Source organism: Paenibacillus sp. SN-8-1 (assembly GCF_050995535.1).
Taxonomy (GTDB): domain Bacteria; phylum Bacillota; class Bacilli; order Paenibacillales; family Paenibacillaceae; genus Fontibacillus.
In genome coordinates this window covers 406,561-424,266 of sequence record NZ_CP194782.1, presented here as the reverse complement: position 1 = coordinate 424,266, position 17,706 = coordinate 406,561, and the positions used below count along the sequence as shown (strand labels likewise).

The window sequence follows — 17,706 nt, the reverse complement described above, 5'->3', positions numbered from 1 at the left end:
TTACTCATTCTTACATTCCCATTATTCTTTTAATATAAATTAACGAAGGAGACCGTTCACAATGAACGGTCTCCTTCGTGTAATTTATTATTTGAACGGATTACAAGGAGCAATGACAAACCCTGTATGGATTTAGACCTTTAACGCGCTGCGATTACTGCTCCCGATCAGTTGCAGACTTGCTGATTCGTACAAAAGCCAGACTGGCAGCGTTAATCTCGCTGCCTTCCGGAATGCTGTACGCTTTGCCAAGCGTTGCCGTCACCCTGTTAGGGTAAGCGTCCGGATTAACAGATGCATTCCCCTCCGACGAAGCACCCGCGCTCTGTGTATCTGTCTTCGCAGATGATCCACCCGCTTGGGTCCCGGCGCTTGAGGTTCCATCCCGCGAGGATGAACCGCCACTCCCCCCGGCTGACGTATCAGCATTTCCGCTGGCGCAATCGTGAGTCAGATTGGAGATCTTCAAGTCCTGACTCTTCGCCTCGGTCCCTGGCGTGGTTACAGTAACCAACTTGGGATTGAAAGCCTTGCACTCCGAGCTCGTCTTAAATAGAAACACCAGTCTTGTAACATCCTTGCCGCTTTTGTCCTTAACCTGTTCGGTATAAACGGCCCGGTCTGGGATTGGGACAGTAGGCTCCGGCTCTGTTACATCCGGCTTGTCCGCGGCCGGAGGAACTACAGCCACAGGCTCCTTCTTATCGAAGGCACCTGACAGCTGGAGTATACCTAAGGTTCCTGCAGCGAGAAGCAGCAGGATTATTACACTGAACAGGATCGGCTTCCTGCCTCTGCCGAACATTCTCGCCAAAGGAGAGGCCAGCTCCTGCCTTGCTTTCTCATATACCGGCTTCAGCGCCCTACCTGCCTTATCGAAGTGCTCTTTCCAGTTGGCCCGCTTCTTGAACGCATCCCGGTCATGCCTCCGGAAATACGCCAGGATGGCGGCCTCATAAGCCGGAGCAAGCTTGCTTCCCCGCAAATACAACGGCTGCCCTGCCGACCAGTGGAAGAACCGGTACACCGTACCCGGGCTCCCAGCATAATTCCGCAGTGCATCTACCAGCGGGGCATAATCCAGGGAGTCGTCAGCTCCTCCCCGGTAGTACGCCAAGGTAAGCCGGTCGAACCGTTCAGCCTTCACTTCATCCCTCAGCCATCTACGGCCAACCTGCTGGACCTCATCCATCTCGGCTGGCTTTAATCCGTCGAACACAGGCACATCCGGTTCAACCTCACTGAACCAGGCATATAAGGATTGCAGCTTAGCCAGCTTGGATCTTAGACGCCCATCGAGGCGCTGCGAGCCATAATCCCTGCCTGTATCCACCACCCAGTTCAGGCTCAAGAGCTTCTCTTTGGTGAGTTTATCCAGATCCAGCTCGATCAGCAGCACACGCCGGGCCGTCTCAGCAAGGACGGCATAGATCCCCGTTCCTCCAAGGCCGAACAGGCCTTTGGCTTCCTGCGACTTGCGGGACTCCCTGGATCCCAAGCCTTCTTGGGCCAGCCCCCTCGCAGGCTTGGACAGCATACTCCAGGGGTCACTATCCTGTCTTCCCGAGGCCGCATGCTCTCCCCCTTGCTGCCTCATCTTCAACTGTCTCTTCTGCTCCTGCCATTCATCGTACTGGCCTCTCTCTTCGGACAGCTCCCGGTGCGCGCCGAGCATGAGAAGCACCTCATTTACGGCCGCAACAAGATCCTGTTCTGCCTTAAGCTTCCCAGTCATCTCCGACCGGGCGAGTTCCTTCAGAGCAGGCCTATCCCATATCCCCGGATAAAGCCGGTCCCATTCCTGTACAAAACTCACCACTTCGCGGGCCCTTTCGGCAGCTTGGAGCCTGCCCTGAAGGTAGGGCTCGAGAAGAAGCGCTGACAGCTGATCATCCTTCAGCACTTGGTCGAAGTAGGCTTTGCGCAGAGAAGGGTGATTCTCGATTAGGGCATAGATTCTCGCAAATGCGGTCTTATCCTTGATAGCGTTGACCGCCGCCCGAATGAAATACTCCACAATCTTACGTTCATTGCTCCTCGGATCGATCCGGTAATAATCCTTGATGCATTCTGCCACCGCGGGATCAGGAATCTTACCGGATTTGACATGATCAAATTCCCGATCAAACCGTGCCAGGAACAGATCATTCAGACGCTCCTTGGCCGGGAGCGCACCGGCTGGGCGCAGATACTCCAGCATCCCGCTGAGGGCGGCAATTTTATGTTTTTCATAGAGGGCTTCATCGCCCCCTTCAATCTGGTACAGCACACTGAGCTCATGATAGGCGGAGATCGACAGCGCCTTCTCAGAACCCATATCCTTCAGCATAATATCCGCGAACCGGTGGAAATCCTCCAGCTGATCCAGCCTTCCAATCCGGGACCAGACCAGATCCAGATACGGCTGCTTCGCCCAGTCCAGCTCCATATTTGTCACCCGCCCAGAGGCGAGATCAAAGGTATAGTCCTTCTCGATACTACGGTCCCCATGACGCAGACTGCCGCGTTCAACAAAAGAAATATGGATACCCTTCCGGCTCTGCGGCTCTTTGGCATACGTAAGGAAGCCGAGCTTCCTGCGATACGTATGCGGGAGGACCGCATACAGCAGCTCAAGCAGGGGGACTGCCGCATCCGATACATAGGAAGCCGGAACGTCCAGCGCTACATAGACTTTGCGCCCACTGACTGCCGAGGACATGACCGCGGATAACAGCTGTTTGAACATAGCCTCCGGGATGCGCAGCTCCTCCAGCAGCTGTACAGGGTTCACCCTGCCAGCTTTTAAGGCTGCTTGGTCGACAGGGATCTGGTCCAAGGCAGGAACCTGCTCGCCCTGCTCAATATCATAACGTTCTAAGAAATCGGCATGGAGATAGGATGAATAGTTCTGGACAAGCTCCTCTGATCTGGAAAAAGGAATGACATAATTATGACTGAAGAAGGCGCTGCGCAGACCCGTAAAATCGGCAGATTGATAGATGCTGCGGCCCAGTACCGTGTCCCCATTCTCCGCGTGGAACAGGTGAATAGCGCCGGGATAAGCCGAGCTATCCTTCTCACCGCGTGAGGTAAGCTCTGCGGGTGCATCGTAGACACAGAATGGATGCAGCACCTTTTTGATAAAAGACGTCTCAAGACCCGCAGACCTTGCGACCGTGTCGAATCCTTCGGTCTGACGAAAGATCCCGCGCCGTGCGCGTGTATAGATCTGCTGCTGGATCGGAGCGAAGGGATTCACTACGCTTCACTCCCCTCGATGTAATTCAGCTTGTACAGGAGCCAGATGAACGGCTCATCGACCCGGATCGGGCTGACGACCCCCTGCAGCTTCTGGTCGACAGGGTTGCTGCCCAGTGCGGATACCGCGAAATAGGCGGTGTCTTTGAAATACACATCCATCGTCCCTTTGAATGGACGATCGACCTTCTCGATCAAGTGGCGAACCTCACCGTCAATGTTCTCGAACTCCGTCAAATTCAGCGTCCGGCGGTGGACGGCATTGTTGAAGATATTGCTGTTCTTCTTGATATACTCGCCTTCCTCATCCGCCAGGGCATGCAGCATATCACTTTTTGTCAGCACGACTGCTGTTGGAATGTCGGTCTTCCCTTTATCCTCATAGGCGATAAAATCCCCGAATAAAGTCAGCACCACATCGCGCGGTTCGTCATACTGTGACACCCACTCGCCCGGCTTGTCGCCATGCTTGATGCGAATCTTCTCGCGGATTGAGCGGATCTGGAGGGGGTCGACCATGAACAGAATGCCAGCGGAATTCTTGATATGCTGGCCGTGCAGACCGAGGTAATCCTGATCCACCATGCCCTCGCCCGCCACATCGAAGAACACCAGCGTCAGCGGCGGCTTGGACTCATCCTTAAATACGAATTGGAAAATAAACGGCTCCTGCATCTTCTCCTTCTGCGTGGAAGCGAGCAGGTCTCCCCGCTCGAACAGCGGCTCCTCATAGGAGGAGCGGAACTTCCGGCTGATCTCGGCATTCAGCGGCATACAAGCCGCGCCAAAGTGATCGGCGGTCTCATGCTGGAGCGTATGAATGAGCGAGGTCATATACACGGATTTACCTGCCTGCGAGGCTCCGATAATCGAGATAATATTGCTTGGCACCTTCCCTGCCGTCACCGGCAGCTCGTTATGGCACCTCGGGCAGAGCCTGCGGCGGGTGACCACGCCGTACCGGTCGCTGAGGCCAATCAGCACATTGTCCGAATACATGTGGTGCTCCTCGTGGATATCCCGGGGGTGCAGAATCGCTTCAATATCATAGACCGTATCCAGCCCGAATCGCTCGCGGTATTTGTTCAGCTCGTAATCCTCGCCAAGGGCGTAATCCTCATCATCCTCCCGGTGATGGGCCGCCCGGAACACCACTTCCTCCGGCGAAAATTTACTAAAGCAGTAAGGGCAGACGATATCGTAGTAGAGCGGGCGCGGAGCCGGCTGGGGTTTCTTTTTGAACATATTGAAAAAACTCATAGCTTCGTTCCTCCTTCCATGCCTGTTATTCCGGAATCAGTACATACGTATGGCCGTATCTGGGTCCATCCGTGAAGAACAGCCGGACATGATCCTGCTTGCCGACTTCAATAACAGGCAGTACATTTCTGCCTGCGGCAAACGCAGTGACGAACGGGTAGACCGTTCCATCCTCCTTGCTGGCCGGGTAGCCGCCCTGCTTCTTCACATAACAGAGCACATCCTTAGCAATCGGGACCTCGGAAGTCACCGTAATTTGTACCGTCTTGTATTTGCTGAACAGCCCGCTCTTCTCGCGGACCGAATAGTAGATTCTTGCCTTGCCCGTGCTGGCTATAGTCCGGTTATTGCCTTCACGCTGTCTGACCAAGACAGCTTCTCCCTGCTCGGACCATCCGGCAAAAACCGTATATTCAAGCTGACCGATCTCCTGGATCCGGTCATGGTAACCATTGTTGGCCTTGTACTCGTCGCGAGTGTACAGCCGTAGTGCGCTTAGCGGCGGAAGCTCTTCGGAAAGTCCTGCGTCAGACCCCACGGGTGTCTTGTGAATATAGACGGACTGAAGACCTTCAGGCCAGCGCCAGCGCAGGGTGCACCTGTCTTCATCAACCCGGTGGGTCAGTTCGGTGATTACCGGGGCGGATGGTTCATCCCCATCGATAAACCGCATGCTCTTCGCCTCCTGTGGCTCTTGCCTTCTGTCTTGTTTTTTCATATTGGAGTGAACTCAAGATAAATAATTATGCCGTACAATGTTCTTACTCAGGTTGATTAAAATCCCTTGCTGCGCGTATCGTTCGGCCTCCCGGCGAAGCTTCCTGCGCCCCGGTTCCGTCCGGCATGCGCACTCCCTCCGGAAGAGCGGTAATGCTCCTTGATCGGCACGATCCAGGCGAACAGCGTGATGACAGCGGCAAGCACCACATCCGCTGTCAGACGGCAGAGTACATCGGCATGCTCGTGGCCGCTGAGGCCCAGCTCAAGGATAAGCCCGGCCAGCAGTCCGGAGACTGCGCCGCCAATTCCAAAGCTGCGCGCCAGATACCGGTTGTCGAACATGAGGCCCAGCGCAATCCCCAGCGCCACGCCTATAATCAGCAGGGCTGCAATTCGCACAATGGAATAATAGGCACTATCCGCGGCAGGACCTGTACGCTCGGTGACCAAAGTGCGATCGCCAAGGGTATCGTAAATCTGCTGGAATACGAAGGAGAGATTCCCCGCATTGGACACATTGCTGTAGCTTCCCCCTGTCTGTGAAGCAATCGCCTGGAGCAGATTGGAGCCGCTGGAATCCACCAGATTCAGCCCTACCGTATTCACCGCAATATGACGGCTCTTATATTCAGCCAAGGTACTGTCCAGATCCACGTTGCTTACACCGTCAGACAGCAAAATAACCATCGTGCCTTGACCGCCCTGGCTCTGATCTGTGATATGCTTCATCGTCTCAGTCAAGGCCAGCCCGATGTTGGTTCCCCCGTTCGTTGAAGGGATGGAATCAATGGCGGACTTGACCCCTGTTCTCGCAGCCAGATCACTCAGGCGAACGAAAGGCTGTATGATATTAGCTCCATCGTTGAACGTGATGATAGCGACTCTTTTGTCCCCGTCCATCTTGTCCACGAGCTTCTTGGCTGCCTCATAACGGTCATTCTTCGGATCGTTCTGGTTCATGCTTCCGGAGCTGTCGATCACTATCGCGATGTCCTTGACCTGTTTTACGCCTCCCCCGTTCAGTTCATAGACGAACTCCAGCGCAAGGGAGACCACGAACAGCATCACCAGTGTGGCAGGCGCCAGCAGCTTCCATGAGGCATCTACATAGCGCTGGCGCCATGAGGTTCCGTTCAGCCGCGGCAGGATCATCTCAGCAATCAGGCAAGAAAGCCCCACCGACAGGGCAAGGACCCCGAAATATAGACCTATGATCAGCAGATTAGGCCACTTCCCGCCCAATTCAGCGAGCAGCCACTCCCCGATGGCGAAGCCGATTACCCCTCCGATCAGACTGAACAACGTTAAGAGCAGATTGAATTTACGCTGCATTGTAGGCATGCACCCTTTCTATATAACATCCGGTTCGTGAAAAACTTAGCGGCTAATCGGGAAAAACCCGTGAATGCACTTGTCAGGCAGCCGTCAGGGAGCCGTGTAAAATGTTCTTCCGATCGCTGTTGCGCCCAGATTCCTTTATTAAATTTATAAAAGGTAAGAATCCGGGCACACAGAATACGCTTCCGATGCAGCTTTCTTTCAGAAAGCTTGTAGGCGAGCGCTCCGCTTCTCCAGAATCATTTCACACTCTTGCCCAGGAGCAATTCTTAAGCCCAAATTATATAGCACTGCCCTCCGCTATTTTCCATCCCTGAAAGTCTAGCGATCCCCTTCTGCTGTTTTTCATTCCTGGATGAAAACATAGTAACTACCTTCACCTCTTGTTCATCCTAGATGAATAATCAACGTTGTCTCCCGATGCGTATCCATCCCTGGATGAATAACCAAGCGTTATCTCCGCTGTTTTTCATCCTTGGATAACTAGTAGTTTCACCGCAGCTCCGGCAGCAGCTCTGGATCGGTGCTATGGAACTCATATCCGTTCTGGAGATAGGTCTCGTAGTAGACTTTTCCGTTCCTGTAGAACATCAGATCCTCTAGGTGAAAGCCGCCCATCAGGCACAGCTTCTCGACCCCGCTGCTCCGGTTCTCGTGCACCATGCCGAGCTTGTAGATCCGGGAAGTCTCATCCGCGCCCAGTGCGTACCGCATGAATTCACTGCCCGCATCCCCGAAGAAATATTTCTCCTCATAGCGGTGCTCATGCGTGTAATCGAACAGCCGCACATGAATCACGGCATGCTCTTCAAGGGTACGATACAGCTTTTTGAACAGTTCATCCTTGGAGAGCACCTGCTTATTGTTGTACTCTATCGTCACATTGGCCCGCCGCAGCAGCTCCTCTTCGAACGTCTGCGAGAACGGCTCACTGGTAAGGATATCTCTACGGCATACCGCGATCATCCGCTCCGTTAAGCCCTGAATACCCCCGCTCAGCATCTCGGCGGGACTGCCCATATAACGGTCCTGGAACAGAATGTCCGCTCCCCGGCGCGCCTCCAGCTCAGCCAGGACTTCTGCGGTGACTCGCTCGTAATACTCCATGATGTTCTGGCCAATGTAGTCGTCAGCCAGCCGAATGCTCTGAAGCGCGCTGCTGCGCAGTGTATCTTCGAGTTCCTCAAGCTGCTGTGTCATCTTCCTCAAGCGTTCATGAAGAAGATCGAGCACGGCTTCATATTGACGGGCTAGCTTGAGCTCTATTTCAAGGCGAAGTATATACAGTTTAAGCGCATAGACATGGTCGATAAAATACCTGATGAAGCTGCGCACATTGTGCTTATCCATCATCGGCAGCCGCTGAAAGGGCTGATCCTGCACCAGACCCTGATAGGTCTGGCTCAGCTCCGCCTTCGCGGATTCCACTTGCCCCGCCAGCTCACGAATCCGTGAGCGGTAAGCCTCGCGCAGACTGCCTGAACCGCCTGCTTCATCTGTCCACTCCGCCAGGTGGAACAGACCCACCTGCGGGTGAAGAGCACGGCGCCTGCGGACCGTGACTTCCAGTTCCTCATCCAGCCGGAGCGCGGCGAGCGCTCTATCCGATTCACGAACATAGTTGCCCTGGAAATACAGCTCGCCGCCATCCCCGAACAGCGCAGCTTCCGCTTCCCGCAGCGTCATCGACTTCAACGAAGAATAGCTGACCCCATGGGTCATCATGCCATTCATATCGGCCAGCCGCGTCTCGTCCGGGACGATCCGCCGCGCCTGCTCGGCGAGCGAATCCGGGTCCAGACCGAAGAAGCTCAGCTTGTCACTGTTCTTCCACTCCAGCGGGCCGTTCATCCGTTGGATAAGCTGCCGGTAGAAGTGGTATAGCACAGTCAGGGCAATGGACTCATTCGGACGCTTCACCTTGGAGAAGCCGGCGGAGACGTAGCCTTGGCGGCCGGATTCGGTCATGATGTTATTTTTGAAGCTCATGTTATTGTAGGATGCGCCCGAGACCGAGTCATACAGCGAGTCTTTCTTCTGACGGTTCTTCAGCAGGCTGATCTGGGAGATGATCTCGTCATTATCCCGCAGCCCGCCGGGCGAGCTGACCCCGCGCTCATTCTTGTCAGACAGCACGTAGACCAGATCAAATAGCGGAGAAGCCGGATGTGTAACCGGGATGGAAAGTCCATCCTCCGTCATGAGCAGCGGCGCCGAGAAGGTATAATCGGACTGCTGCATCATATCCAGCTCCCGCAGAAAAGCAATCCCCGCAGCTCCGCTGTATCCGAATGCCTCCGCATCCTCGCGTTCGCTAATCAGAGTGAACAAGTCGGTCTGCACCGACTTGAAGGACTGGCCGAAGATCGTATTCGCCAGCACTGTAACCTCTGGCACGAACACGTTCAGTGGATCTCCCGCCTGCGTAATGACAGACAGATGAATACGATCGAATGAAGAGTACAAGCGCCCATAGTCAGCAATCCGCTGACTGACCCGGCGCAGCGCCCTGTTCAGTTCCAGCACGGAGCCCGGCTCCTGATAAAATGCCCGGTACGTATCCGGCCGAAGGGTCTTCACCTTCATCTCTGGATCCCCGGTCTTGATCCGAGGTACGCAGTAACGGACAACCCGGGGATGCTCCCGTTCCCGCTTCCGCGCTCCTTCTCGTTCCCTTACATCATCTAGCCCTCTTACATCATCTAGCCCTCTTACACCATCTACTCCTCTTAATCCACCTAGTTCTCTTACTCTATCTCGCTCTCTTACTCCATCTCGTTCGCCATCTCTATCGCGTTCCCCGCTCGCTGGCCTCTGCTCCCCATAAGAAGGGGAAAAGGCGGCCGTAACCCCTGCCGCCGCTCCCTCCTGTGAAGTCAGATGGAAATACATGACTCCTGCACTGTTATCCCATTTTTTATCGTGAATCCGAATGATCGGTTCAATGGCTTCCGCCACCTTATCGCCAATGAACAGATAGACTGCAGGATAATGAATGCTGCTCTGGTCATCCTGCTTGCCGGTCAGACCTTCCTCAGCCGCCGCGTAATCCGCCGCATACTGCTCCAGTAGCTGTCTCATAGGCTATTTCAACCTTCTGCGAATATCGCTGAGCTTGGTGGTCATCTGCTTGTAAAACTGGTAAGCTTCCTCTCCGTTCGCCAGCTCCACCCGCTCATATTCCAGCCGGTCTCTTGCATCCAGGAACGCTTCATACAGCTCATCCAGCTTGGACAAGAGCGGAGTAATATCCTCGGAAGCTGTCAGCTCCGCATCTCTGCGGGACGCCTTGCGCAGCAGGGTACTGCGGCTTTTCTCATCCAGAGCGCGGAAGCTGCCATACACTTCGAACTCGGCAAAATTCCGGCTTTTCATCAGATTCGCGAACGGCTCCCAGGCTTCTTCCTCCTCGTCACGATCATACACGTATAACGCGCCCTTCTTCGTAATCGTGCTTGTATATAAGGCTTCAATGAATTGATCCAGCCACTTTTCTTCATCCTGATGCTGTCCGAGCAAGGCTTCCAGAGCAGCCGCCTGCTCCTGAATAGCCTTGTACTTCGCAAGCTCCTCGCGGACGCGGGTGATGAGCTCCGGTGAGCGGATCAGGTTCTCCTTGGCCATTTCCTCATTAATGCTGCCAAAAATATCTCTGTTGCCCTCGCGCTCCAGCCCCTGTGACAGCAGCCGCTTCAGTTCACTCAGCGCCCGCTTCACCTCACCGAGATTCGGCTTGTTGGAAGAGACCTGCATGTCATACGCCCGCAGCACATCAGACAGGTTGAACGGCTTGGTTAGAACAACCTCATACCGGTTGCTGGTGTTCTGGTCAATCCCTTTCTCCGCAATGACCTTCAGCTCAAGCGCCTCATCAAATTCGTGGCGTACCCGGGCGTTGTAGGCCTGAACCCGCGGATTGGCATACACATCGCCCCAGGATTTCTCCGGAATCGGAGATGGCAGGTACGTCCAGTTCGTCTTGTCGGTCTGCACCAGGTGACGACCGATGCCTTCCTTGTCAAGAATCGTGCGTTCATAACTCTCTTCATATACCTTCAGCGGCGTGTAGACGAAGAGCGGTACCCCGTTCTTCGTATTCAGCCAGAAGATGCGGTTCTTGACTTCGCTTTCTTTTACGGTGAAATGGGACTTGCCCACTGCATTGTTCTGGTAATTCTTAATCCCCTTGAGGATGCTTGGCGCCTGAACCGGCACCGACACGAAGCCCCAGGATGGGAAGTACAAATTGCCCGCGCTATTGCTCAAATGGAAGACTGGAACCGCCTCGTCATCCAGCTTACTGGCGATATTGCGCTCTACGAACTTCTCAATCGATTCATCCTGGCCGTATTTCATCAGCAGGAAATCCTCCATCGACTTCGTGATCAGATCACCGAATTTATCCGTCAGGAACTCGCTGATCGAGCTGACAATGTCAATCTCCTGCTCCTTGATCCACTGATTGGAGTGATCCAACAGCTCCTGCGAGAAGTCGCGGATCAGATCATCCACGTCCTTGGATTCCATGAGGCTGCCTACCACTTGAGAGATGTCAGGAACACTGACGATATTCCAGTAATACGTCTTGTTCCCTTTGTGGTCCTCCTGCTCTTCCCCGTTCAGAAGAATGTCCCCATTCTTGGCAAAAATCGAATTCAGCGCGTTCAGAATTTCCGTGAACACATTGTAAATCCGGGTATTTTCCTTGTTCAGCAGGTCGTACAGGTCTTCGTAAAATTCAATCATCTGCTCCGTGCGTTCCACATCGGCATGCAGCCAATATTCATTGATCTTCGCTTCAATATAAGCGTTCTTCTTCTTATCCTTGGACACGAAGGCGCTCTTGGCATCGCCAAGCTTCTCGTCCGACTGGTCTCTGGCCGCTTCAATGTCGCGCGGAATCCGAGTAAGGTTCTCACGAAGCGTCTCGATGTAGGACAGCAGCATCTTGAGCAGGCTGAAGCCCTTTTCCGTATAAATCAGACGGGAGACATAGAACGGACCCTGTTCCGGATGCAGGAACAATCTGCGTATCTGATCTGTAAACTGTCCGACAATTTCACCCGGCAGCTGTTTCTTCGCCTTAATGTATTCCTCGCGGGCCCGGGTAAGGAAATTCTGCTCCAGCTCGGTATCCATGTTGACAACCTGCTGCTTGACCACGTTGTTATAGCTCAGGCGTTCGCTGTTCTGGTAGCCGGGAAGCGGCTCAGGTACGCGGGACTCAAACGTCTTAACCATCGTATCCAGGTCGATGCCAAGCTTGCGCGCGAACTTTTCCACGTCGTCTTGGGTCGGTGCCTTCTCGAACATTTTCTCCATTTTGCCGAACAGGCGGAAAGCCAGGTAAGTGGTCATCTCCTCAATCGGCAGGACTGCGGAAGAGGCCCCGATGATGTTGTATTCATAGTTGGCCGGATACAGCTTGTTCATCTGCGCAATATTCGTGCGGATGTTGCTGATGTAGTCATGGATGGCGAATTCCTCGCCGGACTGCTTCTCCTCGCTGGCCATAAAGTTCGTAATATTCTCAGCCGTTACGTTCATGCAGTAGTCATAGGCGTTCTCCAGCAGCTTGCCTTCGGTATTCGTGGCCGAGATCAGATGGCACAGATTGAACGGCGGCAGCGGGGAATTCACGTTCAGAATATTCCCGTACTGCTGACGGAACCGCTCGCCGCGGCTGTCCACGTTCATCCAGTAATCAAGTTCTTTGAGCGCGGCATAACCGTTCTTTTTAATATATTCACGTGTATGCTCACTTAAGGACTTGCTCGCCAGATTAATATCGGGCGTGAACAAGTAACCGAGCGTATTGACGCGGTCAATCCCCGCCGAGCCGTGATCCCTCTCGATAATGCCGCGGACGATGTAGGCAATGTCCAGGAACGTCCCGCTGCCTGTACCCCCGGACAATCCCGTGAGCAGGAACACCATCAGCTTCTTGTTGGTGCCGACGGACAGCGTCTTGATCTTCTTGTCAATCGCCTGAACCACCTGATTAATCTTCGTAAAAAGCAGCAGTCTCCCCGCCTGACGCACCCCTGCGGCACCGTTCATGCCGTCGGTGATGCTCAGCTCTGGCGACAGCCAGTCTGTAATGTAAGGCTCAAGAATGCTGCGGTTCTGCAGCAACCCGCCGATCTCGGCATTGGACAGAAGGACGAACTCGTTAATCGGATCGAGGCCGATGCCTTTGTACCGCTTGCCGCGGTCTTGCTCGTTCGTCTCAAAAGCAAGGAACTCGACATTGTTCGGCTTCTCCTGTCTTTTCTTTGAGATCGGGTCCTCCGGCAGCTTGAATCTGCGGTTAATCTGATATTTCAGACGCAGCAGGGCATCAATCCCCGTTCCGCCAAGGCCGATGATGAGGATCGGATTGTCGATGGTATCTACGCGAATCTTCTCACTGACGATACCTCCGCCCAGTGATACGTCGAGCTGCTGAATATGTTCTCTTACTACCGGTTTCATATGTTGACCCCCTAAGTGGTCGGAGCAGGCTCATCTGTTCTTCTGCTTGCTCCGAAATTGAGTTCGTTAAGTAGCGATATTGAAATGTGCTGTTTAAGCATCTAGTTTGGTAAAAATCTTTCTTCGTGTGGTAAAGACCGCTCCGCGGATGGATCATTCTTACGATCTGTTTTCAGCGATTTTCTGATATAACTAGCCATTTCGTGCTAAGACCGCTGCGCGGATGGATCATTCTTACGATCGCTGTTGTCCCCCGATTTCCTGATTTGACTAACCATAGGGTAGAAATCAAGAGACAAAGGCGACCGCTTCGCTTCTTCAGAACGATTCCATCCGCTCCGCTGGGCTTGTGCGATTTATGTTCATGCTGGAGCAGGATACATTGCATAGCAACTAAATTAAAACGAACTTAAGACTGTATATCGGAAGTGCTTATTTGACAAGGAACTGTACTAAAATCGTAATTACACTTCTAAATCCAATTTATATAGCGACAGACTTATTTAAATCGAGTTATGAGATCTCAACTGATAACCCAGCTCTCCTTTCACATGGGGCTTGGTTATCCCTAAGACTACCAAACGAACCTGAAAGGAAGCTGATCGTCGTCCTTCTCCCATTGACTCTTCAAAGTGACCCGAAATTGTAGAAGCCACCTGCGTTCCTCTCAAAATCTTAATCATAGACCGAAATTGCACTATAGGTACGGAGGGAAGTAATTGCTCCAGCTGAGCATCACCATAGACCAATAAAGTCTTTAATGTATGCTTCGCCCTTCTACTACGTGCTGTAGGGCTCGTTCCCTACAGCACCACCCCCTGCCCAACAACAAAATTGTTAAATTGAGCCTTTGAAGGAGCTACTACCACGCACCCAGCGGAGTGGCCGGAATCGTTCTATAGAAGCGCCAGCGTTCGTCTTTGTCTCCCGATTTCTACCCCTTGCGGGATAATAAAATCAAGAAATCGGGAGACAACAACGATCGGAAGAACGATCCGGCCGCGCAGCGGGCTCCATTGCAGCACCTTCAACAGATCTAATTTCACATTCCCCATATGTTAAATCGAGCCTTTGAAGGAGCTACTACCACGCACCCAGCGGAGTGGCCGGAATCGTTCTGTAGAAGCGCCAGCGTTCGTCTTTGTCTCCCGATTTCTACCCCTTGCGGGATAATAAAATCAAGAAATCGGGAGACAACAACGATCGGAAGAACGATCCGGCCGCGCAGCGGGCTCCATTACAGCACCTTCAACAGATCTAATTTCACATTCTCCATATGTTAAATCGAGCCTTTGAAGGAGCTGCCACCACGCAACCAGCGGAGTGGCCGGAATCGTTCTGTAGAAGCGACAGCGTTCGTCTTTGTCTCCCGATTTCTACCCCTTGCGGGATAATAAAATCAGGAAATCGGGAGACAACAACGATCGGAAGAACGATCCGGCCGCGCAGCGGGCTCCAATGCAGGAATCCTTCAACAGCCCAACTTAACCCTTCACACCAAATACTCGAGGAAGATCGTCTTATCCACCCCGATCAACGGGATGGTCAGGCGGTCGCCGCCTTTGAGTTCGAGGCCTTTGGTGGCGTCGATCGCACGGCCCGATTTCTCGAGGGTGCTCGGGCTGGTATTCTTCAGCACGATCCGGTCGTTCGCACCGGGCGTGAAGATGATCTTCTCCGTCTCCCGAAGCTCCGGAGCCAGCTGCAGCAGCTGGTGGAGATTGAACTTGCCTTTGAAGGCTGCAAGCTTCTTATACTGCGGATAAGTCTTCTCGCCCGTGTTCTCGTCCCGAATCTCGATGACGATCTGGCCGACAAAGCCTTGGTTCGCTTTCTTCCACATCCGAAGCAGGAAGTAGAGCGCAGCCAGGACCGCAGCAAGACCGATTACACCTAGAATAACGGCTAGGGTAGGAAAAGGTTTCTTGTCCGCATCATTCGCACTTGCTGCGGCACCTGTGCCCGCCCCGCCCGGCTTGGCGCTGATCTTCACGGGAGGAGTCTCACGGTAGAAGCTCTTCTCCTCCGCTCTTACTTTAATCTCATAAGCGTGTTTATCCGGGATTTCGAAAGTGCCCTTGAAATGGTCCCCGGTATTCCCCAGCTTCGTCTCTGTGGTCTTGCCAGTGTCCAGGTCCTTCGCAACCAGCACCGCGTTCATATCTTGATACAGACTTGTATTCTGAATTTTCTTCCCATTGCTGATCAGGTACGAGTTAATGTCGATCTTATCGCCCTTGCTGTAGGTCTTGGCCGGGATTTGATCCATGGCCAGCTCCATATCATAGTTGAAGACCAGGTTGATATCGATCTTGTCCTTCGCTACGCCTTTGACCTTCAGCTTCCAGTCCCCTTGAGCCGGCTTCAGCAGCTTGATCAGGGAATAGGTCTTTGACTTCGATACCAGCACATCACTCGATGGAATAGCTACTTCCTTCCCTGATGGATCATACAGCTTCGCCTCGACTGGCTTACTAGACATAATCGAAATATTGGCTTCCAGCACACTCGCGTTTGGCACGTTCACCGTTACATCCTGGTAGCTCCCATTCGCCGTAATCGACTGGATCGGAACGATCTTCAGCTTTAGGTGGCTGGCGAAGATTTCACTCAGAATCTGAGGCAGATCATCCGCTGTATCGGTAACAAAAGATTTCCCGCCGGTCTTCTGGGCAATCTCCCCAAGCGCAGCCTTGTTCAGCTTGCCGTCCGCGTTAAGACCGATGGTATAGACGGGAACTCCGTCTTTCTTCGCTTCAGTAAGGGCCTGATTCAGCTCCTGATCAGATTGCTGCTGGGTTCTTCCAGAAGCCTTGTTGAAATCGTTATTTCCGTCGGCCAGCAGAACAATCATCGGTTCGTGGGACGGATCGGCGCCATTTTGCAGCACCTTGACGGCCTCTTTGACACCAACAGCAATGTCCGTATAGGAGCCCCGGTCAAGCCCATCAATGAATTGCTTCAAATCCTCTTTATCCGAAGCGGACTGGATTTCCAGCAGCGCCTTCTCCCGCTGAATCCGGTCCGTATAGGCGACAACCCCTACTTTATCTCCCTTGGCAGAGAGCATATCGATGAACATCTTCATTGCTTCATTACTGATTTTGTTCCGGTCACTCTTATTCATCGAGTTGCTGTCGTCCACGACCAGAACGGCATCGATCTGTGAAGACTGCTGTGCGGCTTCAGCGACCTGAAGATTGCCTGTGAAAGGAAGCAGCAGGGAGAGCGCGAGCAGCAGCGTTAGCGTTATTTTTTTTCTTGGAAGCATAAGGATACCCCTTCACTTAAAATCGGAATAATACTACTCTATGGAACAGGTCTTAAGTTTTTATTAAGAAGATATTAAGATAGCGTTAAAATGACGGAAACCTACTATAATACGACACATCTCTTACTAATTCTACCATCTCTATGACATTATGATATAATTAACCACCGCAAAGTTCAAACCGGGATGTCACGGTTACGCGGCGCTAAAGCTTATGATGCTACTTATTTGAAGTCGCGCTCCAACCCTTTTATAATGACGAGAAACAGCTCTCATCCAGGATAGAAAGGATCCTTATTATGATTGCATACGGATGTATTGGAATTTTGTTTCTTTTTGTACTCATTCGCACGATTCTCTATTATTATCACCGCAAGCATCCCTTTCCTCAGGAGGAAATTGACCGGCAGGTGCTGTCTATCATCAATGACAGGCGGGAACGTTCATGAAGAAGATCCCTGTACAAATAACTCCCTTAAGGCGAACGCGTTATGCCTATCAGCGGCTTAGGGTGTGCCGCAGCTGTCACAACTTTACAGTTCTATGGGAGAAGGAGTGTCTGCATTGCGGGAAGTCGTCCTTCATGCCTGTGGATAAAATGGCCCTTCGGCTGGCCAAACGCTCTATGCAGACCGAGCGGTTAATCGCGCTTTTCCTGACGCTGGCAGGGGTTTTATTCAGCTCAACTTTTGAGGAGATTGCGATCTGCCTCGGTTCTGGAATCGTGTTAACCCTGCTGCTGTGGCTCGTACAGAGACAGATGACGCTCACCGAAGCTCCGCGCAGGCTGCATAAGTGGTTCGGGCAGGAGCAGCAGCGGCTGATTGACGGCCTGCGCCTGAACATCGAAGCCGCAATCGGCATACGGCAGCAGGATGAGCGGCTTGCATACGAGATGCTGCGTGAAATTGGAACCCTTGTGAACAGTGACCGTAACCGCCTGCAGCAAATTTCGCTGCTTCGTTCTTTTGTTCTCCGCAGAGATATGGATCTGCAGCTCGAGTCTCTTCTGCTCTTCGACTTCGATGAGGGACTGGCTGAATATATCGGCGAGATTGCGAGGATTAAGCCCGAGCTCATCAAGGAGCGAACCCTGCTGTATGTCCTCGACCACGAGCCTGAGTTCCTCAGTATGGAGAACGGACGAGATATTCTTGCGGCAACGGTAGGCGCCATCGTACGGATGAAGAGATACGTAACTCTTTATCCCGAGTTCATTCGCAGATACGCCCGCTTTTTGCCAAGAGACCGGTTCCTGCGTCTGTTCCGAATTGTTACGGGGGTTCCACATCTGCAGTTCAGTAATCTCGCCACGGAAGTGGCTGAGATTTATAATGCGAAGTATCAGTGGGACCCTGAATTTCACAAATCTACCCAAACAAATGGTCAACAGCTATGAGGCT

General features: G+C 52.9%; 10 protein-coding genes. 2 read left to right on the top strand and 8 right to left on the bottom strand.

Annotation, left to right across the window (positions count from 1 at the left end; translation table 11 throughout):
* Positions 1–154 precede the first annotated feature (154 nt).
* The 8 genes from ACRRNK_RS02110 to ACRRNK_RS02075 form a co-directional block, all read right to left on the bottom strand.
* Positions 155–3,241 (bottom strand): glycosyltransferase, encoded by a 3,087-nt coding sequence (locus ACRRNK_RS02110; protein ID WP_433945180.1) that lies wholly within the window; start codon positions 3,239–3,241, stop codon positions 155–157.
* Positions 3,241–4,500: a TRAFAC clade GTPase domain-containing protein gene (locus tag ACRRNK_RS02105; RefSeq protein ID WP_433945179.1), complete on the bottom strand. Its 1,260-nt coding sequence runs from the start codon at positions 4,498–4,500 to the stop codon at positions 3,241–3,243. The genes ACRRNK_RS02110 and ACRRNK_RS02105 overlap by 1 nt, the downstream gene beginning before the upstream one ends.
* Before the next feature lie 25 nt (positions 4,501–4,525).
* Positions 4,526–5,173, bottom strand: coding sequence for a beta-mannanase (locus ACRRNK_RS02100; protein WP_433945178.1), 648 nt, complete (start codon positions 5,171–5,173; stop codon positions 4,526–4,528).
* A gap of 101 nt (positions 5,174–5,274) precedes the next feature.
* On the bottom strand, positions 5,275–6,552 hold the full coding sequence (locus ACRRNK_RS02095) for a vWA domain-containing protein (protein WP_433945177.1): 1,278 nt from the start codon (positions 6,550–6,552) through the stop codon (positions 5,275–5,277).
* A 498-nt stretch (positions 6,553–7,050) separates the two neighbouring features.
* Positions 7,051–9,639 carry a transcription initiation factor TFIID gene (locus tag ACRRNK_RS02090; protein WP_433945176.1) on the bottom strand — a complete coding sequence of 863 codons (2,589 nt, stop codon included), beginning with the start codon at positions 9,637–9,639 and terminating at the stop codon, positions 7,051–7,053.
* A gap of 3 nt (positions 9,640–9,642) precedes the next feature.
* Positions 9,643–13,032 (bottom strand): tubulin-like doman-containing protein, encoded by a 3,390-nt coding sequence (locus ACRRNK_RS02085; protein ID WP_433945175.1) that lies wholly within the window; start codon positions 13,030–13,032, stop codon positions 9,643–9,645.
* An 896-nt stretch (positions 13,033–13,928) separates the two neighbouring features.
* Entirely contained in the window at positions 13,929–14,078 is a 150-nt protein-coding gene (locus ACRRNK_RS02080) for a hypothetical protein (RefSeq protein ID WP_433945174.1), read from the bottom strand.
* Between the two features lie 446 nt (positions 14,079–14,524).
* A complete protein-coding gene (locus ACRRNK_RS02075; RefSeq protein ID WP_433945173.1) occupies positions 14,525–16,303 on the bottom strand; it encodes a vWA domain-containing protein in 1,779 nt (592 codons plus the stop codon).
* A gap of 299 nt (positions 16,304–16,602) precedes the next feature.
* Here ACRRNK_RS02075 and ACRRNK_RS02070 point away from each other — a divergent pair, with 299 nt between their 5' ends.
* Together ACRRNK_RS02070 and ACRRNK_RS02065 are read left to right on the top strand one after the other, a co-directional pair.
* Positions 16,603–16,752 carry a hypothetical protein gene (locus ACRRNK_RS02070; protein WP_433945172.1) on the top strand — a complete coding sequence of 50 codons (150 nt, stop codon included), beginning with the start codon at positions 16,603–16,605 and terminating at the stop codon, positions 16,750–16,752.
* Complete coding sequence (locus ACRRNK_RS02065; protein WP_433945171.1) at positions 16,749–17,702, top strand: hypothetical protein; 954 nt, start codon at positions 16,749–16,751, stop codon at positions 17,700–17,702. Before ACRRNK_RS02070 ends, ACRRNK_RS02065 begins: the two co-directional genes overlap by 4 nt.
* Positions 17,703–17,706 lie beyond the last annotated feature (4 nt).